This window comes from Acinetobacter sp. NEB149, from assembly GCF_012516415.1.
In the GTDB taxonomy this organism is placed as follows: Bacteria; Pseudomonadota; Gammaproteobacteria; order Pseudomonadales; family Moraxellaceae; genus Acinetobacter; species Acinetobacter lwoffii_V.
In genome coordinates, this window is record NZ_CP051208.1 from 2,635,093 (window position 1) to 2,657,798 (window position 22,706).

Genomic DNA, 22,706 nt, shown 5'->3' on the forward strand with positions numbered 1-22,706 from the left:
TTTGTTTATTTTTAAAACAAATGGCATTTTTTCGTTTTAAAATCGAGCAATTCCCGCTATAAAAAAGAAAAAAGTTTATACTAGCCGCAGTTTTTTTAGCGTAAATCATCATGCAACTTTCTGATTTTAATTTTGATCTCCCCGATGAGCTAATTGCTCGCTATCCACTGGAAACCCGCAGTGCCTCTCGCCTGCTGCACCTCGATACCCAAGGTCAATATCATGACCATCAATTTACTGACATTCTGGATTTACTTGAAGACGGCGACTTGTTGATATTGAATGACACCAAAGTCATGAAGGCCCGTTTAAAAGGTAAACGTGCTTCAGGCGGTGCGGTAGAAGTGCTGGTTGAGCGTATGCAAGATCGCTTTATTGCCTATTGCCATATCAAGGCCAGTAATACTCCGAAAGCCGGTGCAGAGCTTTTTATTGGCCCGGATGCAGTGAAAGTGATCGTACAAGGCCGTCATGAAAATCTGTTTATTGTAGAATTTTCACAACCAATTCTCGATGTGCTGGATCAATACGGCGCCTTGCCGATTCCGCCTTATTTCAACCGTGAAGCGGAAGAGATTGATACTGAACGTTATCAAACCGTGTTTAATGACCCAACCAAACTGGCCAGCGTTGCAGCACCTACTGCCAGCCTGCATTTTGATGCTGACCTGCTGGCAAAATTGGAAGCCAAAGGAGTTCAAAAAACCTTTGTGACCCTGCATGTCGGCGCAGGTACTTTCCTGCCAGTGCGTACTGATGATATTCAAAATCACATCATGCACAGTGAATGGTGCGATGTCCCTGAAACTGCGGTCGAGATGATTCGTCAGACTAAAGCCCGCGGTAATAAAGTCATTTCTGTAGGCACGACTGCCACCCGTGCAGTCGAAAGTGCAGCACAAGCACATAACGGTGAACTGGCAGCCTGGACAGGTGATACCCAGATTTTCATCTATCCGGGTTATCAGTTTAAAGTGGTCGATCGTTTGATCACTAACTTCCATTTACCAGAATCGACCCTGTTAATGCTTGTATCTGCCTTGTCCAACCGTGACAATATTCTCAATGCTTATAAGCATGCAGTAGACAGCAAGTATCGCTTCTTCAGTTATGGCGATGCCATGCTGATTGATCAGGCGAAATAAGCGAGAACCATTGCCCATGCCGATCGAGTCTGTACAACAGTCCATTCATATTCGCCGCAAGAAAAATGCAGTGGTGTTTCAAAATATCGCTCGGCTTTGGGATCTGGGTCAACAGGCCAAAACGCATCAGCAATTGCTGGATGGGCTGCATCCCTGGAATGGCCCGATTACGCTCAAGTTTGAAAATAACCTGCCGCTTGCGCTTGCCGGAATTGGCCTTTTTCTGATTGGTAGCATTTTTATTGCTCCGGGAAATATCTGGATTCAGAGCAGTGTTTTTCTCGGCTGTCTCTGCATCTTCTGGGCCTATATTTGCTATGAACAACAGCAGCCATTAGAGGAAGTCATTGCTTTTCTGGAAGAACAAGCACTGGCCAAGAAATATCAGCTTGCCTTTCAAAAACAGCCACAGCATATTTCCATGCCTCTTAATCCCCTGCACTTTATCCGGCATTTAAAACAATTATTTCCAGTATTCAATCAAGGTTCGTTGAGTAATGAGATTCAGCGTTATGCCAGCACGGTCTGGGAAGATGAAAACGGCCAGCAACATCAGGTACTACTCTTCCAATACCACTATATTGATGAAGTACAGGCCAGAAACAAAGAGGGCCAACCGGTTAAACTGATGCAGGTCCACAAAGACCTGTGGGGCGTATTTGTGTTTGATATCCAGATTCAGGGACTGGCGGTCACCACTTCCAGAAAGAAATTTTATTATCCTTATAGCTATCCCTGGCACAGCAGCGATATTCGCACCAACCAGAGATTAAGCTTTTATGGCAGCGATCCGATGCAAACTGCCAAATTACTCAGTCCGGGTTTTGTGCTGCGACTGGCCGACTTTTTTGAACAGCGTCAGGGTGATTTACTGTTTCACCCAGAAAATAAAATGCTGTGCTATCTGGGACCCCATGATTTATTTCAGGTATCGAGCAAGCAGCAGAATATTAGCGATATTTCCACATTGCGCGGCCACCTGAGAACGTTTAAATTAAAACAGCTCGAAAACTTACAACATGATCTGCTGCAGTTTTTAAAATAAATTTTTCGCATCATTTTTTAAATATAGATATAGCTTGGGGAGATCTCGGATGGGATTTTTGATTTTATGTTTGATCATTGTGGCGCTGATTGTCACGATTATCATGATCCGCAACAGTATTATCCGTCATCATAACGCTACGATTCGTGCCTGGTCGGATGTCGCCAGTTACGAACGGCAAAAACTGAAAATTCTGGATGGGCTGCAACCGCTGGTCGAGCAATACTCGAGTTTCGAAAAAGGCACGCTGGAAAAAGTCACCGAACTGCGTCAGAACATCATGAACCTGAATATCAAGGATGCCGATATTGGACAATTACAACGCATTGAAAGTCTGAACAAACAGTTAATGCATAGCCTGAATGTCGTGATTGAAAATTATCCGGAACTGAAAGCCAATGACATCTATCTGAAAATGATGGCTGAAATTGAAGAACAGAATGAAAATGTCGGTGCGGCGATTACGATTTATAATCGCAATGTCGAACTGTTTAACAACCAGATCCAGATTTTTCCGCATAACATCATTAACAATATGTTGCTCAGAAAAAAAGTGGTACGTCCATTCCGTGATCAAAGCGTGACACAGAATTTTGATTACCGTCCGAACTTTCACTGAGTGAACAGCAAGATCTGATAAAATTTTGCATCCTTGGCGCATTAACTTATTATAAAAATAGCCAAGGATGCGGCTGTACCTATCTAAAACTTATAAAATAAAGAATAAAAATTATGCTGGATTATTTAGAGCACTTGCAACAGACGCTGGTCGAGGAATTTTATCGGCTGTATGACCGTTATCAGGATGATCAAATCTATGCCTGTAGTCTGGTCTTTGACGAATTTTTACTACTAGATGATCTGGCCATTTCGACTGAACGCAGTATTTTTTAAAGATCCGGAAGATCCTCAGCAATATCTGGCGGAACAGGATCGCTGGAATGTCCGGAAATGGCGTTATCGGGCACATGCTTTGCCCCACTCTGGACTCATTCCCTTTAAAACCTTGCTGGCCGATTATTTTAAAACCCAGCACAGCTTTGGCCATCCGGTATTGGCACAACAAAAACAGCTGCACGCGACGCATCTGGATTTATTGCTGGAGAGTTTTAAACAGACCAAACATCGTCTTTCTGAGGCTTATGGTCTGGATCTGGATGGCATCCTTTTTTTCATGAGCCTGCCCACCCAAGTCGAATTTGAATGCCAATCTGCACAGACACTTAATCCTGAGCATATTCATTTACAGAAATTTCTGGCATCCAGACAAACTACTCATTTACCTGCCATACAGAAACGCTTGAAACTCTCGCAAAACGACAAAGATATCTTGATTGATCTAGAGCAGATGCTGGTGATGGAGCCTTATGACTATTTGCAAGTGGCACAAGATGCCTATTTGCTGACCTTGGAATCCTACTTTGTCGATAGCAATATTATATCCAGAAACTGATCCAGCATATCGCTGCAATGGCCTCTGAGCCGGATGGCAGCTGCGCCCTTAGCCGGGAAGATATCCAGCAGCGCTTGCAGCAGTTTTCTGCCCATCCGCCAATATCTCCGGATGTTCTCTAGCTTCAGCGATAAATAAAATTACAGAGCGAATGCTCTACAATGCTGGCGTTTAGTGTAAGAATCAAGGAAAATAGCGCCCTTTAGCTATAACAATCAGCGAACTGTTTTTTCGCCTTGATGTGGAACTCCTATGAAGTTTGAAAAATTAGGTCAGTCGGGCCGTGCCCGTCGTGGTCGTTTAACGCTTGAACATGGTGTGGTGGAAACCCCGATGTTCATGCCTGTGGGTACGTATGGTACGGTCAAGGGCCTGTTGCCACGCGACATTAAAGAGATCAAATCTCAAGTCATTCTGGGCAATACTTTCCATTTGTATCTACGTCCAGGACTGGATGTGATTCGTGAACATGGCGGCCTGCACGAATTCATGAAATGGAATAGTCCCATTTTGACCGATTCAGGCGGCTTTCAGGTCTTCAGTCTGGGCGCAATGCGTAAAATTAAAGAAGAAGGTGTGACCTTCCGCTCACCAATCGATGGTTCAAAAGTATTTTTATCGCCTGAAATTTCAATGGATATTCAGCATACGCTGAATTCTGACATTGTAATGATTTTTGATGAATGCACGCCGTACCCTGCGACGCATGAAGAAGCGCAAAAATCATTGCAATTGTCTTTACGCTGGGCGAAACGCTGTAAAACCCAGCATCATGACGTGCTGAAAAACCGTAATGCACTGTTCGGGATTATTCAGGGCGGCATGTATGAAGACTTGCGTGATGAATCTTTAAAAGGCCTGCTTGAAATCGACTTTGATGGTTATGCGATTGGCGGTCTGTCCGTTGGCGAACCCAAAGAGGAAATGATCAAGGTTCTGGATTATCTTCCAGAAAAAATGCCGGCAGATAAACCGCGTTATTTGATGGGTGTCGGCAAGCCCGAAGATATTGTGGAAGCGGTACGTCGTGGTGTCGATATGTTTGACTGCGTGATGCCAACCCGGAATGCACGTAATGGTCACTATTTTGTGACAGACGGTCTGGTACGGATCCGTAATGCGAAATATCGTCATGATCAAAGCCCACTCGATCCACATTGCGATTGCTATACCTGTACCAACTTCACCCGCGCCTATTTATTCCACCTCGAAAAATGTGGAGAAATGCTCGGCTCTATGCTCGGTACGATTCATAATCTGCGCTATTACCTGCGTTTGACTGAAGCGATGCGTGATGCATTAGACAACGGTACATTTGACGAATTTGTTCATGACTTTTATGCCCGCCGTGGCCTGGAAGTGCCACCTTGTCCGCAAGATTAATCCATCAGCATTTGCGCTGAGGAAAAAGACAATGTAAATTGCAAGAATATGTCAATTTATTATCGAGTTGATCACCAGTTTTTTATTTTAGGAAAATGTAATGAGCCTTTTTATTTCGACTGCTCACGCTGCAGGTGAAGCTGCACAACAACCAAGCATGATGGCGAACCTTTTGATGATTGCTGTTTTTATTGCAATCTTCTATTTCTTGATCTGGCGTCCTCAATCTAAACGTGCCAAAGAACACCGTGCTTTGGTCGACAGCCTTGGCATTGGCAGTGAAGTGGTATTTGCAGGCGGATTAATGGGCAAAATCACCAAGATTGAAGGTGACTTCGCAGTGGTTGAATTGAGCCGTGGTGTAGAAGTCAAAGTTCAACGTGCAAGTGTGATTTCAGTCCTCCCTGAAGGCACTTTAAATAACCTTTAATCAAAAATAGTCGTGCCCTCGCACGACTTTTTCATTTTAAGAAGAAAACGAATGCGTTACCCAGCATGGAAATATGTACTGATCCTGGTTGTCCTGGTGATCAGTACCTTATATGCCCTGCCAAGTTTGTATCCAGATGAACCTGCTGTACAGATTTCGGGTGCCAAAGCCGGTACTCAAATTGATGCAAGCATCGTACAAAAAGCAGAGCAAATTTTAAAAACTGAAAATATTGCCACCCATGACAATAGCTTTGGCAACAATGCAGCTTTATTACGTGTAGATTCAAGTGAATCGCAGCTTAAAGCTAAAGAGGCTTTACGTCGTGGTTTAGGTGATGATTACGTGGTTGCATTGAACCTCGCCCCGACCACCCCAGAATGGCTGCAAAAAATTGGTGCCAAACCAATGAAGCTCGGCCTGGATTTACGTGGTGGTGTTCACTTCTTGCTTGAAGTGGATATGGACAAGGCCATTTCCCAGCGCATGGAAACCTCTGCGACGGATCTACGTCGTCAGTTGCGTGATAACAACCTGAAATTTAATAGCCTGAATTTAAGCAACAACACCATTGTGATGCAGTTTGCCAACAATGATGATCGTTCTGCAACGATGGACTTCTTGCGCCGTAATGGCAATGAGTTTACCCAGCAGGCTGTTGCGACCGAGACCGGTTCGACCTTACGACTAAACTATACTGATGTGCGTAAGCAAGAAATTGAATCTTATGCTGTCAATCAGAACTTGACCACTTTACGTAACCGTATTAACGAGTTAGGTGTGGCAGAAGCACTGGTTCAAACTCAGGGCAGCAACCGTATTGTGGTTGAGCTTCCTGGTGTGCAGGATACCGCTGAAGCGAAACGTGTCTTAGGTCGTACCGCGAACCTCGAGTTCCGTCTGGTGTCTGACCTGAATGATCAATATATTGATCCATATACCGGTCAGGCAACGGGTGCATTGCCACCAGGCACAGAAGTCTTTGCTTATGAGTCACTGGACAGTGGTCGTCAGCTCCTCTTGAACCGTAACCGTATCTTAACCGGTGAACGTGTTCAGAATGCATCAAGTGGCTTTAGCCAAGACACAGGCGGTGCTGAAGTTAACATTACCTTGGACAGCGCAGGCGGCAAACTGATGTCGGATGCCACCCGTAATGCGGTCGGCAAACGTATGGCCGTCTTGTTCATCGAGAACAAACAGCGCATTAATTATGTGGAAGACCCTGCGACCGGCACTCAAACTGAAGTTCGTACCCCGTATACTGAATCTGTCGTGATTAACGCTGCAACCATTCAGGCAGTACTGGGTTCTCAGTTCCGTATTACTGGTCTGGACTCACCGCAAGAAGCTGCTGAACTTGCCTTGATGCTGCGTGCAGGTGCGTTGGCTGCGCCAATGTACTTTGTAGAAGAACGTGTGATTGGTCCAAGTCTGGGTCAAGAAAACATCGACAAAGGTGTACTTTCAACTCAGATCGGTTTCCTCTTAGTCGCAATCTGGATGGTGGTATTCTTCCGTCTGTTTGGTGTGATTGCCAACTTTGCACTGGTCTTTAACCTGGCGATGATTCTGACAGTCATGTCTTGGATTGGCGCTTCCCTTACCCTTCCAGGTATTGCCGGTATCGTCATTACCATTGGTATGGCGGTCGATGCCAACGTACTGATCTGTGAACGAATACGGGAAGAAATGAAATGGGGGGCTTCGCCAAAACAGGCGATTGTGGCCGGTTATGATCGTGCCTATAACACCATTTTCGACTCGAACTTGACCACATTCCTGGTGGCGTTCATTCTGTTCGCGATTGGTACAGGTCCGATCAAAGGCTTTGCCGTAACCCTGATGATTGGTATTGTCTGCTCGATGTTTACTGCCATTACAGTAACGCGTGCCGTGGTACAGCTCATTTATGGCAAAAAACGTAACTTGAAAAAGTTGAGCATTTAAGGAGATCACTGATGACTGAAAATACTCAACTGAATCAAAAACAGTACGGTCGCCCGGAAGACGAACGCATTATTCCGTTTATGAAGATTGCGATGCCTGCGGCATTGTTTTCAATTCTCTTAACCGTTGCCAGTATCTTCTTTATTGCCACCAAAGGCCTGAACCTGGGTTTGGACTTTACCGGTGGTGTGGCAGCCGAATTAAACTATACTAATCCGGTCAAACCTGAAGATGTCTCCAAGGCATTGAACCAGGCAGGCTTTAATGATGCTGTGGTTCAGACTTTAGGTTCTGAACGTGACCTGATGGTGCGTATGCCGGTTCAGGAAGATATCGAAGCTGAAGACCTGACCAAGGCTGTTACAGCAGCGGTTCAACTGCCAAATAATGCGGCAGAAGTACCCAAGGTTGATGTCGTCGGTGGTCAGGTCGGTAATGAGCTCTATGTCCGTTCTGGCGGTGCTGTGGCACTTGCGCTCCTGCTGATGCTGGTCTATGTCACCATCCGCTTTGAGGTCAAGCTGGCTATGGGTGCAGTATTGTCACTGTTCCATGATATCATCGTTACCCTCGGGATTTTTGCGATGATGCAGTGGCCATTTGACCTGACTGTACTTGCAGCACTCCTTGCAATCATCGGTTTCTCACTGAATGATAATATCGTGGTCTCTGACCGTATCCGTGAGAACTTCCGTAAGATTCGTGGTGCAGAACCGGTCGAAATCATTAACATTGCCCTGACTGAAACCCTGCGTCGTACCATTCATACCTCTATGACCTTATTGCTCGTGGTGCTTGCCATGATGCTGATGGGTGGTGATGGTCTGAAATGGTTCTCGATCGCGATGTTTGTTGGTGTCTTTGTCGGGACCTATTCGTCGATCTATATTGGTACAGCCTTTGCCTTGTGGCGTGGTCTAAACCGTCAGGACTTTATTGTTCAGGTGAAGCCAGAATTTGAAGACGAGAACCAGATTCCATAATCTGTTCTGTTTCATGTTCATCGTTCAGCCCGTCTTATGATGGGCTGAATTATTTCTGCCGTTTGAATATGTGGCAGTGGGAAGAATCGCAATGACTGGATGGATTTTCTCAATATCGGTTTTTTGGAAAACCACCTTTCTGCTTTCATTCAGGCTTTGAAATTCATAATGATCCCGAGCTTCGCTCACCAACTGTAAAATGAGCTGCAGGCCATTGAGCAGATACACACAGAGTATGCCTGCAGTGGATAACTCGGCCTGTTTGTCACAAACCAGCCACCAGCCCGGTTTTAAGCTGGGAAAATAATACGGCCCTGCTACCTGAATCGCATAATGCTGTGCTTGCAGATGAAAAATATCCTGATTGAATGAGAGCGGTGAATCCAGGGAGATAAGTGCGAATGCCTGCTGTTGCACCACCTGCATTTGCAACAGTACACCTTGCGCTGGAATTGGAGATAATTCAACTTTTGGTTCAGTCGACTGATCTAGAATGAGCACATCTAGACCCAGTTGTTGTTCCAGTTCCCTTGCTGCCTTCTCCCCGATCTGACGTTTGCTATTCAGCAATTGCGCAATATATGAGGCTGACAAACCGAAATGCTCACAGATTTCTTTGCCAGTTTTAAATTGCTGTGTCTCGATCAGCAGATCAATGACCTTGGCCAGATTATTTCGTCTACGTTCAAATATTTCAGTCGCGCTCATCTCGGTCTGTTGGTCTATTTTTTTATGCATGTAATTTAAATACCTTACAATAAAAAAGCCCGCAATTGAATTGCAGGCTTTTTAAACTTAGGTAACAGGAATTAAGTACCCTGTACCAGACGACGCGCGCTGATAATTCCTGGTTGCTGCTCAAGACGGGCCAGCAGTTTGGAAAGTTGTGCCAGACCTTTGACTTCAATCAGCAGCTTCATATTGGCAATACCGTCCGCTTCCGAAATGGTATTCACCTGACGGATATTGATCTGATCCGAGAAAATCACTTGCGTCAGATCTTTGAGCAAACCGCGTCGATCATAAGCTTCCACCACAATCTGTACGCTCTGACCACGAGTCGGCTGCATTTCCCAATCGGCTTCTACCGCACGCTCAGGCTCTTGAGTGATCATGCGCACATAGTCCGGACAGGCCACCTTATGAATGCTCACCCCCCGATTCAGAGTGATATAGCCGGCAATCGACTCACCATGCACCGGTTGGCAACATTGCGCGACATGCAGTTCCACGTTATCCAGACCGTCGATCAGAATCCCGTGTGCTGACAGCGTATGGCTGGCACGTGGATTCAAGGCTGGTTTCAGCACCAGTTCAGGTTCGTCCTGATCCAGATGCATATGACGATTCACCTGATTAATCAGGGCATGCAGGCTGATATCGCCATTGACCAGATTCACCAGAATGTCATCACCGGTTTTGACATTAAAGTGGTTGCAATAATCACTCAAATCAATCGATTTCGGGTGAATTGCCAGACGTGACAATTCCTTGTTCAGCACTTCACGGCCGACTTCCAGGTTCTTGCTGCGATCCTGCTGACGGAACCAGTGACGCAATTTATCTCTCGCCCGGGCCGTTTTGATATAACCCAGCGAATTAACCAGCCAGTCCCTGTTCGGTTCCCGGTCTTTTTTGGTCAGAATCTCGACCTGTTCACCGGTTTTCAGGGTATAGGTCAGCGGCACATAGCGCTGATTCACCCGTGCAGCATAGCACTTGTTCCCGACTTCGGTATGCACATGATACGCAAAGTCTAGCACGCTTGAATCACGTGGTAGCTCTTTGATATCACCATCACGGCTAAACACATAGATCTTTTCGAAGCCTTCAAAATCTTGAATATGCTCAAAATTCTCGATTTCATCTTCAGATTCTTTATGTGCACTGCTTTCATTGCGTTCTTGATAATGCTCAAGTACCGCACGTAAGGAATGCAGACGATGGTTAAAGGAGCGATCTGTGGTTTTTGCGCCTTCTTTATAATTAAAATGTGAACACACCCCAAGTTCAGCTTCGTCATGCATTGCATGGGTACGAATCTGAACTTCAAGTGACTTATTCTCGGCAATCACCGCAGTATGTAAAGAACGATAACCATTGGCTTTCGGATTGGTAATATAGTCATCAAACTGATGCGGAATGTGGCGCCAGATCTGATGCACAATACCTAAAGTGTGGTAACACTCCGGTACACTTTTCACCAGTACCCGTAGCGCACGAATATCATAGAGCTGGTCAAAGCTCAGGTTCTTGCTTTTCATTTTTCGATAAATCGAATAAATGTGTTTCACCCGGCCATTAATTTCAGCTTCGATGCCATGCTCAGCCAATTCATTGCGTAATTTATCAATCACAAACTGAATATACTGTTCACGCTCCAGACGCTTTTCATTCAGTAAGGAAGCAATTTCTTTATAACGTTCCGGCGCAAGATAACGGAAAGCCAGATCTTCCAGCTCCCACTTCAACTGAGCAATGCCCAAGCGGTGTGCCAGTGGCGAGTAAATGGTCAGAATTTCTCGGGCCACCCGTTCCTGACGCTCACGCGAGGAATTGGCCAGTTCACGCAAGGCATAGGTACGTTCGGCCAGCTTGACCAGAACGACACGTACATCTTCGGTGACCGAGATCAGCATTTTGTAAATGCCAGACAGATGTTCACGCTGGTTATTATTGAAATGATCTTCCAAGCGTTTATTTTTTTCGATCAGCTCAGACAGCTTACCCATGGCAAGCGTACCTTTGACCAGGCTATGCACCTGTTCGCCGAACTGTTCTAGTACTTCACTGAGTGGCATGACGCCTTCACGAACAGCACGATACAACATGGCTGCGGACAAAGTATCTTCATCGACATGCAGATGCGCCAGAATATCCGCCATCTCAATACCGGTATAAAAGGTATTGGAGCGGTGCTGAACCGTACTTTGCAGCTCTCTTTCTAATGTTAAGTGGGCGACTTCTTCGAGCTGCGTTAAAGGTGCGCCATCTAATATGCCACGAACCCGATCCAACCATTCAGTCAGATCCTGGTGTGCTTGTTCGGCATGTTCTACAGTCGTCTCCTGTGACAAGTCATTGAGTCGTCCAGGGAGTTGCTCACGTACTGTGACCATACCCGTCTCCTACTTTTAAAAACATCATTTCTTTAATCGTTTATTTGATTTTCTTTTTCGAACAATGCGATTGATTCAACATGTCCAGTATGTGTAAACATATCCATCACGCCCGCTTGGGTGAGACGATAGCCCTGTTGTACCAAGAGTCCTGCATCTCTGGCGAGTGTCGCAGGATTACATGACACATAAACGATTCTTTTAGCTCCAAACTGAGGGATATAATGCATGACTTCTTCTGCCCCGGCACGTGGCGGGTCGATTAATAATGCATCAAAACCTTGATTTGCCCAAGTGTGGTGCGAGAAATCTTTGGTTAAATCTTGTGAATAGAACGCTATTTGTGCAATACCATTGTTTTTGGCATTTTCCGCCCCACGTCGAACCATTTCATCACTTCCCTCGACCGCAATCACCTGACCCGACGCACCAACACAGCGCGCAAGAGGTAAGGAAAAGTTTCCTAATCCACAAAAGAGATCCAGAACCCGTTCACCCTGTTGCAGTTGTAGCAAATCACATGCCAATCGTACCATTTGCGGATTAATGCTTGAATTTACCTGGGTAAAGTCCAGAGGATTAAAGCCGAATTTCACATCAAAGTCATCAAGACCATAGTGTAAGCGTGCAGACGCTTCTGGATCATCTATCCGCGAGAGCGTTTCTTTGCCAGCAGGCTGCAGATACAATTGCCAGCCTTTCTGTAACGTAAATTCGCGCAATTGGTTGACATCACCGGCAGATAATTTTGCAGTTTCACGCACCAGCAGCGCAATGTCCTGATCCCCCATGGCCAATTCTATATGACCGATGTCGGCCTTACCATTCAGACCTTGCAGCAATTGTTTAAGACGTGTAACCGAGCCAAACTCGCGATCCAAGATCATACAGCGATCAATCGGTGTCAGTTTGTTGGACTGATTCTCACGAAAACCCACCACCAGCTGATCCTTGGAAGGTAGATAACGCACCCCAATCCGGGCTTTACGGCGATAATCTTCACGTTGTGAACGTAAAGGCGGTAGCCATTGATCAGGCTGGATTCCAGCAAAATGCTGTAGATGCGATTTCAGCACATTCTGTTTCAGTTCAATCTGCGCATCCGCAGCGATATGCTGCATATTACAGCCACCGCAAATCCCAAAATGCGGACACACTGGTTTTACGCGAATCTCGGAAGCATCGCTCAACAATTCAAGGCTGTCGGCTTCTTCGAGTTTTTTAACTTCTCGGGTAATGCGGGCACGCACGGTTTCACCCGGCAAGGCATAACGGATAAAGACTTTCTTGCCATGTTTATGCTGCGGATGATCCGGATGTGAACCATAATGAGCGATGCCACGTCCCTCATGCGATAGTGACTCAACCTGAAAAATGTACTCGGGTTGCTGGGTAGGACGTGCTTGTGCTCGATGTTTCATGAAAACCTAGGGTGTGGAGATGGGAAAATCAAATTGGGTAAATTCAGTTCGTTGCGAAGTCTCACGCCAAACTGATAAAAAGTCCGCATGCTGCGGTTGAGTATGCAAATATTGAATCGTGCTTTGCATCAAATGCTGATAATCCGGCAATAACAGTTGGCCTTTTAACAGCAACCAGCGGATATACACCAGCCAGGTATTCAGGACATCACCTTCACAATAAGACGTCAGTTCGGTCCATTGCTGATTGCGGACATATTCCGGAACCCGATAGGCTCCGTCACCGCGCTTGCCTGGATAACCCAGCAAATGTGCCACATCATCCAGCTTCTGGAAATGACGGGCATGAAACATGGCCATCACATCCATCAGGTCAACATGACGATGATGGTAACGATTCTGGTAGTTATTATAACGCTTTTGCGTATCAATTTCGCCCTGATCGAACAGACTCGGTGCAGAGAGTCCATGATACATGGCGCGGTATAAAATCACTGGTAAATCAAACTGTGAGCCGTTCCAGCTGACCAGAGTTGGATGGCGCTTGTCAAAAATGGACAAGAATTTTTTCAAAATTTCTGCTTCGGAATGCTGTTCCCGGCTAAAGGAAAACAGCTTCATGCCCTGCTCATCGATCCATAAACCGGAAATACAGACAATTTCATGCAAGGGCGGACGCTGAAAATCAGAGCCTGAATCCTGACGGCGCAGTTTGGTCAAGGCCTGATCCAGATCTGCTTCAGGCAGGTCCAGACCAAACAGATGCGCGCCTGATTTGAGATCGGTTTGGGTTTCAATATCGAAAGTTAAAACAGGCAGGCGCATAAAACAGTGCTCAAATAATTATTCAGGATCTTGTACAGAGAATAACCCTGTAGACAAGTAACGGTCACCACGGTCACAGATAATACACACAATCACTGCATCCGGATGTTCTTCCGCCAGTTTAATCGAGGCCCACACTGCCCCACCAGAAGATGTTCCGGCACTAATGCCTTCTTTCTGTGCCAGCTTACGCATGGTTTTTTCAGCTTCGATTTGTGGAATATCAATAATGCGATCGACTCGGCTGCGGTCGAAAATGGTTGGCAGATATTCTTCTGGCCAGCGACGGATTCCGGCAATGCTTGAACCATCAGATGGCTGTAAACCGACGATCTGAATATCAGGATTCATTTCTTTCAGGTATTTCGACACACCCATGATGGTGCCGGTGGTACCCATAGAACTGACAAAATGGGTAATTTTGCCACCGGTTTGCTGCCAGATTTCTGGACCCGTGGTCAGGTAATGCGCTTCGACATTGTCCGGATTTCCGAACTGATTCAGCACTAGACCCACACCATCATTCTGCATTTGAGCAGCAAGATCACGTGCACCTTCCATGCCCTGCTCTTTGGTTACTTCAATTAGCTCGGCACCATACGCACGCATCGCGTCCTTACGTTCCTGACTCATATTGTTCGGCATGATCAGCTTCATTTTATAGCCACGCATTGCTGCGACCATCGCCAATGCAATCCCCGTATTTCCGCTCGTTGCCTCAATCAGGGTGTCACCCGGTTTGATCTGCCCACGCTTCTCGGCCTGCATGATCATATTATAGGCCGGACGGTCTTTGACCGAACCTGCTGGGTTATTGCCTTCGAGTTTCGCGAGTACTGTAGCTTGAGTGTGACTTGCCAGACGCTGTAAACGCACCAGCGGCGTTTTGCCTACATAATGGTCTAACAAAAATTCATCTGCTTGAAAATCAGGGATGGTATTACTCATTATTTGCACCTATATCGAGGTGCGGCTATTGTATGAAAAAATGCTTTTCCCTGCACCCATTTAGCAAGGCTTTTTCAGAAAACTCACTAAAACTCACACACTATCAAGCCATAAACTACATTTCCCGATAATTTAGCCAGGTGAAGCAGCTCGCTAATGAAGATGAAAATACTATTTCAGTCTGGCACTTTTACAGATTGAAATTTCGTGCGTCTTAGTCTTGCTGTACCTGAGCAAAATTAACTGAAATCTCTTGTATTTTTAACTGCTAATCCGAAGCTTTATAAAAATTATGCTTAAATTTTAACTGTCGATTTAAAGCATGCTAATATGCCAGGCATAAAGAAAATACTGCTTAAATCATGTCAACGATCAACAAAAAGCTGTTTAAACGCCTACACTTAAATCATGCCTATGGACAGCTGATTGCGCTGATTTTTGTGCCGATTACCATTTTGGCCTGTGTCGGTGCCATGCTGGTGTTGACTGAGACCTCGAATGCCGCACGTGCCCAGCAGAAGCAGATGGCCATTGCGATTCTGACTCGCTTTCAAGGCACTTCAGAATATGCCCTGGATATCTTGAACCTGTATCCATGGCAATATGACCAAGCTCACAACGCCATGCAGAACATGCTGAATGAAAAGCATCTGGTTCGGGCAGCAGTTCTGGATGAAAATGGCAAGAACCGTTTGGGCATTGGTTTTCAGGAACAGGCGCCTTGGCCAGAATTTGAGAAAAGCGGCAATTTTGTTGGTCCGATTCTGCATCAAGATAATCATATCTATGCCATTAAAGTGAATGAAAACACTTTTTCTACCGGCTGGCTGGCGATCGAACTGGATAACCAGCCGCTAGCAATTGCCCGTTACCGAGTACTGATCGTACTGATTGCGACCGGATTACTGACCTTATTATTGTTATTACTTTGCTTGAATTTCTACTCACGGCGCTGGATCGCCCCAATGTATGAGATTCGCATGCAATTGCAACGCCTGAATGCCGATACCCTCGGCCAGCATATGGTGATTAACAGCACCGGCGAGCTGCGTTTATTGCAACGTGATATCGCCAATGTGGTGAAACGTTTGCATTTCAGCTTTCTGGAACTGCGTGAACATACCGAACAGACCGAAGACGATTTACGCCGCACCCTCGACACTTTAGAAGTCCAGAATATTACCTATCGTCAGGCACGCGACCAGGCGATCTCGGCCAACCAGGCCAAGTCGGTGTTTCTGGCCAATATTTCCCATGAATTGCGCACCCCGCTGAACAGTATTGATGGTTTTATTCATCTGTTGTTACGTCAGGGCAATCTCAGCAACGAGCAGAGCCTGTATTTGCAGACCATTCGTAAGTCTTCGGCGCATTTGCTGGCACTGATCAATGATGTTCTGGATTTTTCCAAAATTGATGCCGGCAAACTGGAATTAGAAACGGCACCTTTTGATCTGGAAGAAGCGATTTTTGATGTGATGGACATGTTGTCACCTCTGGCAGCACAAAAACATATTGATATGGCCTTCTATTATGCAGATGGTGTGCCAAAACACATTATTGGTGATGCGCTACGATTTAAACAGATTCTGACCAACCTGATTTCCAATGCGATCAAATTCACTCCGGATGGAGAAATCATTGTCCGGGCACGCATGGAACATGATGGAATGGATCAGTGTGTGCTGCATTTTAGTGTACAGGATAGCGGCATTGGCCTGAGTGGTACCGACCGTAAAAAGCTGTTTGAGTCCTTCTCGCAGGGTGATACCTCGGTGACCCGTCAGTTTGGCGGTACCGGTCTTGGTCTGGCAATTTCCAAACAGCTGGTCAGCCTGATGCATGGCCAGATTGGTTTTGAAGACAATCAGGAACGTGCTCCAACCGAAAAAGGCTCTACTTTCTGGTTTACTGCCCAGTTCCTGGTCGATGAAGATACCGTGATTGAGCATCCAGATTTTAGCGAATTGACCGTGGTGTCTTATCTTGCACATCCGGCAACTGCGAATGTGCTGCGGCATTATCTGGAAAATTATCAGGTTAAACATATTGAATGTGCATCAATTCTGGATCTGTTTAGCCGTCTGAATCATTTACAGAATAGCGAAAATACCTGGCTGATCGTCGATCATAGTGGTGACAGTGAAGTCTTGTTACGCGAAATCCGTTCACGTTATCAGGGTCATCTGGCTGTCTATGGTTATCAGATGCAACTGGATCCAAGCATGCTCAATGACCATCGTGCCCGTGCCCTGCATCAGCCACTCAGCCGCAGCGCGCTGATTCAGTTACTCGGCAATCAGCCGGTCTTCGACCAGGAACAGCATGAAGAATTTAATGGTCAAGGCCTGCATATTCTGGCCGTGGATGATCACTTACCCAACCTGATTGTTCTGGAAGCCTTGCTGGCTGAACTCAATGTCACCACGACCAAAGCCCTCAGCGGGCAGGAAGCGATCGATATTATTCAGCGCCGTTATGAACAGGAACAGCCAGCATTTGATCTGGTCTTTATGGACATTCAGATGCCAGTCATGTCGGGGATCGATACCACCCGTGCTATTCGCTCGCTGGAATCGACCTTTGAAAATCATAGCCGCCTGCCGATTATTGCACTGACGGCGCATGCACTTTCTGATGAAAAACATAAACTGCTGCAAAACGGCATGGATGATTATGTCACCAAGCCGATCCAGATCGAGCAGATTATCCAAATTTTGACGCACTGGACCACCGAGCATTTTAAACGGATTCCGGTACTGGAACGTGCCAATGTGATTGATGCTCTGGATCCAAATATTCTGGACTGGCAGCAAAGCCTGCAACTGGCAGCCAATAAGGAAGATCTGGCGGTAGATCTGTTACGCATGCTGGTGGACAGCTTTGCGGATGAACTCGATGAAATGCAGCAACTGATTGAACTGGAAGATTTCCCACAACTGGAACATGTGCTGCATCGTTTATACGGCGCGACCCGCTATGTCGGTGCACCGACTTTACAGAAAGTCACCGGTGGCTTTGAACAGTTCGTTTCAACCCTGCGCAAAGAACGCCGTAAGGCCGATGAAAACTTTGTTCAGGACGTGCTGAAATATTTTGATGAACTCAAAGCCGTGGTTGAACAGGTTGAACAGGCTGCCCAGCAAATTTTGAAGCAACATTTGAATTAAACCTCTGAAGTGGCTCAGTCCATGACTTAAGAAGTGTGACTGAGCTGTCATGCAAGCCTAAAGGCTGCATGCTATGCTCAAGCCAGGAAAAATAAGGAAGAATGCCATGTCACTCGTGCGCTTGGAAAAAAATAACGGCATTGCCACTGTTACACTGAATCGTCCGGATAAACGCAATGCCATGAGCTTTGCCCTGCTGCGCGAACTGGTCGCGACTGCACAAAAAATCAAAAAAGATAAAAGCATCCGATGTGTGATTTTAACGGGAGAAGCCCAGGTCTTTAGTGCCGGTATTGATCTGGCAGATTTAAATAATCCTAAAAATCGTGCTTATGCCGCATGGGAACTGATCCGTCCGGGTCAAAGCTTATTTCAAAAAGCATTTCTGGTCTGGCAGGAATTGCCAGTCCCGGTGATTGCCGCAATGGAGGGCTTCTGTTTTGGTGCCGGGATGCAACTGGCATTAGCCGCAGATATCCGCATTGCCCATCCTGAGACCAAAATGTCGATTATGGAAACCCGCTGGGGACTGGTGCCAGACATGGGACTCAGCCGCTCCCTGAAAGGCCTGATTGGTATTGATCTGGCCAAAGAGCTGACCTTAACTGCCCGGATTTTTGATGGTGAATATGCCAAAGAAATCGGTCTGATCACCCATGTCGATGAACAGCCACTAGGAAGAGCACAAGCCTTGGCTGAAGAAATGCTGCAACGTTCTCCAGATGCGCTGATGGCCTCTAAATTTGTACTGGATGCCATGCAGCATCGTCCAAATAAATCCTTGCGTATGGAAAAAATATGGCAGCTGAAATTATTACTGGGTAAAAACAGTCAATTGGCCCGTAAAAAGGACAAAAACCCAGAGGTTCAGTTTGTACCGCGCCAATACAAATAAACCCAGTCTGAATCTAGGAAAGGAATAAACCAAAGCATGCAGTTGAATCGCGATACTAAAATTGCCTTTTTAGGTATGGGGCTGATGGGCACTCGCATGGCCACACGTCTGCTTCAAGCAGGTTTTCAGGTGGCAGTCTGGAACCGCACACCATCTGCCTGTGAGCCCTTGCTGGATCTAGGTGCAACTACGCTATCTTTGGATAAGATTACAGATTACCCGGTGATTCTGACCTGCCTGGCAGATGATCAGGCAGTGCAATCTGTTTTTGCTCAGATCGAACCGTATTTGGTTGCGGAGCAAGTCATTGTGGACTTCTCTAGCCTTTCAGTACAGCAAACCCAAACACTTGCCGCACAAGCACAGGCCAAGAAAGTAACCTGGATTGATTCTCCTGTTTCAGGTGGTACAGTTGGAGCCGAACAAGGCAGTCTAGTGATTTTTGCCGGTGGTGATGCCGCGACTATTGAAGATCTTGATCCGATCTATGCAGTACTTTCACAGCGCGTCACCCGTATGGGTGATACGGGTACCGGTCAGGCGACCAAAATCTGTAATCAGCTAATTGTGGCGGCGAATAGCACCTTGATCGCAGAAGCGGTCGCCTTGGCTGGACTTGCCGGGGTGGATACACGATTACTAGCGCCCGCGCTGGCGGGTGGTTTTGCTGACTCCAAGCCCTTTCAGATTCTGGCCCCCCGTATGGCCACGCAAACTTTTGAACCGGTGCAATGGAAAGTGCAGACTTTATCCAAGGATCTGAATAATGCCGTGCAACTGGCACAAAGCTTTGATCTGGATGTTCCAGTCGCGACTCAGGCATTATCACAGTTACAGGCCCATCAGGCTCAAGGCTTTGCCGAAGCAGATCTGGCTACTGTAATCCAGCAACTAAAACATTCATAACGCTTGATTGATGCAGCCCTGAATATTGAAGAGACATACATGATTAAACTTGCCGTCAACCTGTCGATGATTTTTACCGAAGTGCCGCTGATCGAACGCTTCGCGCTAGCTCATGCACAGGGCTTTAATCATGTGGAAATCCAGTTTCCTTATGAGCTCACAATTGGCCAGATTCAAAACCAGCTCAGCACGCATCAGCTGAACTTGTGCCTGATTAATGTGCCAGCAGGCGATTTGATGCAGGGCGGTCATGGTCTGGCCGGCATTCCAGGACAGGAAATTGAGTTTCGTCATGCTGTTGAGCAGGCCATCCAGTATGCCACGGCGTTGAATGTACCCCGGGTGAACATTCTGGCAGGAAAACAACCCCTTGACTGTGATCTTTTACCCTGCCTGAATACGCTGGCGAGTAACCTGAAAATGGCCTGTTCAATGCTGCTTGAACATCAAATTGAACTGGTCTTTGAAATGATCAATGGCACCGATATGCCACGTTTTTTGATTCAAAATGTTGCTCAAGCACAGGAAATGCTGGAAGCGGTACATCATCCGGCCTTAAAAATGCAGTACGACTGTTACCACATGGCAATGATGGGCGAAGATGTACTGGAAACTTTGCAAGAAAATATTGCCTCGATTGGTCATATCCAGTTTGCGGATTGTCCGGGACGGCATCAACCCAATACGGGCTCAATTCAATATCATGATATATTTCAGTGGTTAAAACATAGTCAATATCAAGGTTATGTTGCTGCCGAGTATAAACCCAGCGGACATTCCAATGATTCCTTTGACTGGAAAGCTGAGTTCTTTCCGGAGCATGACTGAGTGGACTGCGGCTTCATTTGAAATTCAGGACTAAAACCGCTATATTAGACCATGCATAATTGTTAGGAAATTACACTCCCCATGAATTTAGAACCATCGCCCAGCGCTTCTAATTCTCACGATCTTACTATGAATTCAAATTCTCAAGCTGTAGAGGACTGCTTAAAAGTCGTACATGCTGCACTTGAAGATGTAAAAGCAAAAGAAATTGTTGAGCTTGATGTCAGCGGTATCAGTAATGTGGCTGATGCTATGGTCATTGCAAGCGGTACATCGACACGTCACATCAAATCATTGGCCAATAACGTTGCTGAAGAAGCACGTAAAGCTGGCTTCCGCCCTCTTGGTATTGAAGGCGAACGTGATGCTGAATGGATCCTCATCGACCTTGGTTATGTTGTGGTTCATTGTATGCTTCCAACAGCGCGTAAATTCTATGACCTAGAAAGCTTATGGCGCAATCCTACAGATACTGACTCTGTAGCGTAAAAACCAAATATTCAAAAAAGCGACCTGTGTAGGTCGCTTTTTTATTGCCTGTTCATCTAACTTTATAAGCATTAATACAACTCAATCTGTTCGCTATTTTTCTTTAATTTTCATCTTGTCTTATGCACCGATTTGATTGGTATTTTAGGATCAATTCATCATAAACATAGACGTTCGATGACCACTCAATCATCCTTTTTCCAAGATATAAAATAAAAAATCCCCCTTTATTAAAGGGGGACTTAGGGGGAATTCTAATGATTTAGATGATTAGTGACCTGTACCATTAATGGCTTTAGTCATATCTTCCACCACTTTCTTGGCATCACCAAAGATCATCATGGTCTTGTCGTTATAGAACAAGTCATTGTCCAGACCCGCATAACCGGTTGCCATAGAGCGCTTGATCACCATAATCGTACGTGCCTTATGCGCTTCCAGAATCGGCATACCATAAATTGGTGAGGTTGGATCATCTTTCGCCGCAGGGTTCACAACATCGTTGGCACCAATCACCAGCACCACATCTGTTGCCGGGAAGTCCGAGTTGATCTCATCCATTTCCAAGATATCTTCATACGGTACGTCCGCTTCAGCAAGCAATACATTCATATGACCCGGCATACGACCTGCTACAGGGTGAATCGCAAAACGAACCGTTACGCCCTGCTCTTTCAGCAAGTTAGCCAATTCTTTTACCGCATTTTGGGCACGGCCTTGTGCCATACCATAACCTGGTACAATCACTACGCTGTCTGCATTTGACATCAGGAAGCCTGCGTCATCTGCCGAGCCAGAACGGTGATTACGTTGAACCTGTTCACCTGCTCCTGCTATCGGCGCAGCTGCACCGCCCATCGCACCACCAAACAAAACGTTGATGATTGAACGGTTCATCGCTTTACACATGATGTAAGACAGAATGGCACCTGAAGAACCCACCAGTGAGCCTGCAACGATCAACATGTTGTTTTCTAGGGTAAAACCAATACCAGCTGCTGCCCAACCCGAGAATGAGTTGAGTAGCGATACCACCACTGGCATATCACCACCACCGACTGGTGCAATCCATACCCAGCCGAATGCCAGCGCAAGGCCTGTCATCGCCCAGAACGAGGTCATATTGCCAGTCAGGAAGAAGTGAACACCAAAACCTAACATTGCAATAAAGATGATCGCCTGAACCGGTTTCACCCATGCACCTGAAATGGTTTTTGCCCATTTTTTTGCAGCCAGTTTGCCGTAAGCAAAGACTGATGCAGTGAAGGTAATCGCGCCTACGAAACAGCCCACAAACAGTTCAAATAAATGAACACGGCTCATTTCATGGAAATTGACACCATTGGCAGCCAATAGGTCTGGACCAAGTTCGATCAGTTTGTTGTTGTGAATAATGGCAGCGACAGCAATCAGGACCGCAGCCAGACCCACCAATGAGTGCATCAACGCTACAGTTTCAGGCATCTGGGTCATTGGAACTGTACGTGCACGGGCAATACCCACGATTGCACCCAGCACCATTGCGCCAATGATCATCCAGACCACTGGATTCTCAGCCACAAAGAAGGTGGTCACGACCGCAATGGCCATCGCGATCATTCCGTAACGGTTACCAGCAATCGCAGTTTTAGGACCTGATAAACCACGTAGCGTCAGGATAAAAAGAACGGCACCAATCAGGTAGAACCAATCCGCATATTCTCGAATCATTTCCAT

18 protein-coding genes and 1 pseudogene are annotated in these 22,706 nt (G+C 46.2%); 13 read left to right on the top strand and 6 right to left on the bottom strand.

Annotated features, from left to right (window positions below):
- Nucleotides 1-110: 110 nt before the first annotated feature.
- The 8 genes and pseudogenes from queA to secF all read left to right on the top strand — a co-directional run bounded on the left by queA (nucleotide 111) and on the right by secF (nucleotide 8,389).
- Nucleotides 111-1,145 (top strand): tRNA preQ1(34) S-adenosylmethionine ribosyltransferase-isomerase QueA, encoded by a 1,035-nt coding sequence (queA, locus tag HGD77_RS12640; protein WP_168730869.1) that lies wholly within the window; start codon nucleotides 111-113, stop codon nucleotides 1,143-1,145.
- Nucleotides 1,146-1,161: 16 nt separating this feature from the next.
- Nucleotides 1,162-2,190 carry a hypothetical protein gene (locus tag HGD77_RS12645; protein ID WP_168730870.1) on the top strand — a complete coding sequence of 343 codons (1,029 nt, stop codon included), beginning with the start codon at nucleotides 1,162-1,164 and terminating at the stop codon, nucleotides 2,188-2,190.
- Nucleotides 2,191-2,239: 49 nt separating this feature from the next.
- Nucleotides 2,240-2,809, top strand: a complete 570-nt coding sequence (locus HGD77_RS12650) for a LemA family protein (RefSeq protein WP_004733752.1) — start codon at nucleotides 2,240-2,242, stop codon at nucleotides 2,807-2,809.
- Nucleotides 2,810-2,922: 113 nt separating this feature from the next.
- Nucleotides 2,923-3,765 (top strand): annotated as a pseudogene (locus tag HGD77_RS12655) (DUF4303 domain-containing protein).
- 130 nt (nucleotides 3,766-3,895) lie between these two features.
- Nucleotides 3,896-5,026, top strand: coding sequence for a tRNA guanosine(34) transglycosylase Tgt (gene tgt / locus HGD77_RS12660; protein ID WP_004733748.1), 1,131 nt, complete (start codon nucleotides 3,896-3,898; stop codon nucleotides 5,024-5,026).
- Between the two features lie 100 nt (nucleotides 5,027-5,126).
- Entirely contained in the window at nucleotides 5,127-5,456 is a 330-nt protein-coding gene (gene yajC, locus HGD77_RS12665; RefSeq protein WP_168730871.1) for a preprotein translocase subunit YajC, read from the top strand.
- Between the two features lie 51 nt (nucleotides 5,457-5,507).
- Nucleotides 5,508-7,406, top strand: coding sequence for a protein translocase subunit SecD (gene secD, locus HGD77_RS12670; protein WP_004733746.1), 1,899 nt, complete (start codon nucleotides 5,508-5,510; stop codon nucleotides 7,404-7,406).
- A gap of 8 nt (nucleotides 7,407-7,414) precedes the next feature.
- The gene (gene secF / locus HGD77_RS12675) at nucleotides 7,415-8,389 is read left to right on the top strand and encodes a protein translocase subunit SecF (protein ID WP_171064295.1); all 975 of its coding nucleotides are present in this window, start codon (nucleotides 7,415-7,417) and stop codon (nucleotides 8,387-8,389) included.
- A gap of 24 nt (nucleotides 8,390-8,413) precedes the next feature.
- Here secF and HGD77_RS12680 read toward each other — a convergent pair whose 3' ends face one another.
- The 5 genes from HGD77_RS12680 to cysM form a co-directional block, all read right to left on the bottom strand.
- Nucleotides 8,414-9,097, bottom strand: coding sequence for a hypothetical protein (locus HGD77_RS12680; protein WP_035341482.1), 684 nt, complete (start codon nucleotides 9,095-9,097; stop codon nucleotides 8,414-8,416).
- A 101-nt stretch (nucleotides 9,098-9,198) separates the two neighbouring features.
- Nucleotides 9,199-11,508, bottom strand: coding sequence for a RelA/SpoT family protein (locus tag HGD77_RS12685; RefSeq protein WP_168730872.1), 2,310 nt, complete (start codon nucleotides 11,506-11,508; stop codon nucleotides 9,199-9,201).
- A 32-nt stretch (nucleotides 11,509-11,540) separates the two neighbouring features.
- Entirely contained in the window at nucleotides 11,541-12,929 is a 1,389-nt protein-coding gene (gene rlmD / locus HGD77_RS12690) for a 23S rRNA (uracil(1939)-C(5))-methyltransferase RlmD (RefSeq protein WP_004733737.1), read from the bottom strand.
- A gap of 6 nt (nucleotides 12,930-12,935) precedes the next feature.
- Nucleotides 12,936-13,754, bottom strand: coding sequence for a 3'-5' exonuclease (locus HGD77_RS12695; RefSeq protein ID WP_004733735.1), 819 nt, complete (start codon nucleotides 13,752-13,754; stop codon nucleotides 12,936-12,938).
- A gap of 18 nt (nucleotides 13,755-13,772) precedes the next feature.
- Nucleotides 13,773-14,702, bottom strand: coding sequence for a cysteine synthase CysM (cysM, locus tag HGD77_RS12700; protein WP_004281649.1), 930 nt, complete (start codon nucleotides 14,700-14,702; stop codon nucleotides 13,773-13,775).
- 362 nt (nucleotides 14,703-15,064) lie between these two features.
- Here cysM and HGD77_RS12705 point away from each other — a divergent pair, with 362 nt between their 5' ends.
- The 5 genes from HGD77_RS12705 (at nucleotide 15,065) to rsfS (ending at nucleotide 20,990) form a co-directional block, all read left to right on the top strand.
- Nucleotides 15,065-17,872, top strand: coding sequence for an ATP-binding protein (locus HGD77_RS12705; RefSeq protein ID WP_155861558.1), 2,808 nt, complete (start codon nucleotides 15,065-15,067; stop codon nucleotides 17,870-17,872).
- A 106-nt stretch (nucleotides 17,873-17,978) separates the two neighbouring features.
- Nucleotides 17,979-18,767 carry a crotonase/enoyl-CoA hydratase family protein gene (locus HGD77_RS12710; protein WP_004733731.1) on the top strand — a complete coding sequence of 263 codons (789 nt, stop codon included), beginning with the start codon at nucleotides 17,979-17,981 and terminating at the stop codon, nucleotides 18,765-18,767.
- Between the two features lie 36 nt (nucleotides 18,768-18,803).
- Entirely contained in the window at nucleotides 18,804-19,673 is an 870-nt protein-coding gene (locus HGD77_RS12715) for an NAD(P)-dependent oxidoreductase (RefSeq protein ID WP_004733729.1), read from the top strand.
- Between the two features lie 39 nt (nucleotides 19,674-19,712).
- On the top strand, nucleotides 19,713-20,501 hold the full coding sequence (locus tag HGD77_RS12720; RefSeq protein ID WP_168387015.1) for a hydroxypyruvate isomerase family protein: 789 nt from the start codon (nucleotides 19,713-19,715) through the stop codon (nucleotides 20,499-20,501).
- Nucleotides 20,502-20,582: 81 nt separating this feature from the next.
- On the top strand, nucleotides 20,583-20,990 hold the full coding sequence (gene rsfS / locus HGD77_RS12725; protein WP_004733726.1) for a ribosome silencing factor: 408 nt from the start codon (nucleotides 20,583-20,585) through the stop codon (nucleotides 20,988-20,990).
- Nucleotides 20,991-21,260: 270 nt separating this feature from the next.
- Here the strand turns inward: rsfS and HGD77_RS12730 are convergent, their stop codons facing one another.
- Complete coding sequence (locus HGD77_RS12730) at nucleotides 21,261-22,706, bottom strand: NAD(P)(+) transhydrogenase (Re/Si-specific) subunit beta (RefSeq protein ID WP_004733724.1); 1,446 nt, start codon at nucleotides 22,704-22,706, stop codon at nucleotides 21,261-21,263.

Coding starts and splice junctions, on each gene's coding strand:
- queA (WP_168730869.1), top strand. CDS start 111: ATGCAACTTTCTGATTTTAATTTTGATCTCCCCGATGAGCTAATTGCT.
- HGD77_RS12645 (WP_168730870.1), top strand. CDS start 1,162: ATGCCGATCGAGTCTGTACAACAGTCCATTCATATTCGCCGCAAGAAA.
- HGD77_RS12650 (WP_004733752.1), top strand. CDS start 2,240: ATGGGATTTTTGATTTTATGTTTGATCATTGTGGCGCTGATTGTCACG.
- tgt (WP_004733748.1), top strand. CDS start 3,896: ATGAAGTTTGAAAAATTAGGTCAGTCGGGCCGTGCCCGTCGTGGTCGT.
- yajC (WP_168730871.1), top strand. CDS start 5,127: ATGAGCCTTTTTATTTCGACTGCTCACGCTGCAGGTGAAGCTGCACAA.
- secD (WP_004733746.1), top strand. CDS start 5,508: ATGCGTTACCCAGCATGGAAATATGTACTGATCCTGGTTGTCCTGGTG.
- HGD77_RS12680 (WP_035341482.1), bottom strand. CDS start 9,097: ATGAGCGCGACTGAAATATTTGAACGTAGACGAAATAATCTGGCCAAG.
- HGD77_RS12685 (WP_168730872.1), bottom strand. CDS start 11,508: ATGGTCACAGTACGTGAGCAACTCCCTGGACGACTCAATGACTTGTCA.
- rlmD (WP_004733737.1), bottom strand. CDS start 12,929: ATGAAACATCGAGCACAAGCACGTCCTACCCAGCAACCCGAGTACATT.
- HGD77_RS12695 (WP_004733735.1), bottom strand. CDS start 13,754: ATGCGCCTGCCTGTTTTAACTTTCGATATTGAAACCCAAACCGATCTC.
- cysM (WP_004281649.1), bottom strand. CDS start 14,702: ATGAGTAATACCATCCCTGATTTTCAAGCAGATGAATTTTTGTTAGAC.
- HGD77_RS12705 (WP_155861558.1), top strand. CDS start 15,065: ATGTCAACGATCAACAAAAAGCTGTTTAAACGCCTACACTTAAATCAT.
- HGD77_RS12710 (WP_004733731.1), top strand. CDS start 17,979: ATGTCACTCGTGCGCTTGGAAAAAAATAACGGCATTGCCACTGTTACA.
- HGD77_RS12715 (WP_004733729.1), top strand. CDS start 18,804: ATGCAGTTGAATCGCGATACTAAAATTGCCTTTTTAGGTATGGGGCTG.
- HGD77_RS12720 (WP_168387015.1), top strand. CDS start 19,713: ATGATTAAACTTGCCGTCAACCTGTCGATGATTTTTACCGAAGTGCCG.
- rsfS (WP_004733726.1), top strand. CDS start 20,583: ATGAATTTAGAACCATCGCCCAGCGCTTCTAATTCTCACGATCTTACT.
- HGD77_RS12730 (WP_004733724.1), bottom strand. CDS start 22,706: ATGGAAATGATTCGAGAATATGCGGATTGGTTCTACCTGATTGGTGCC.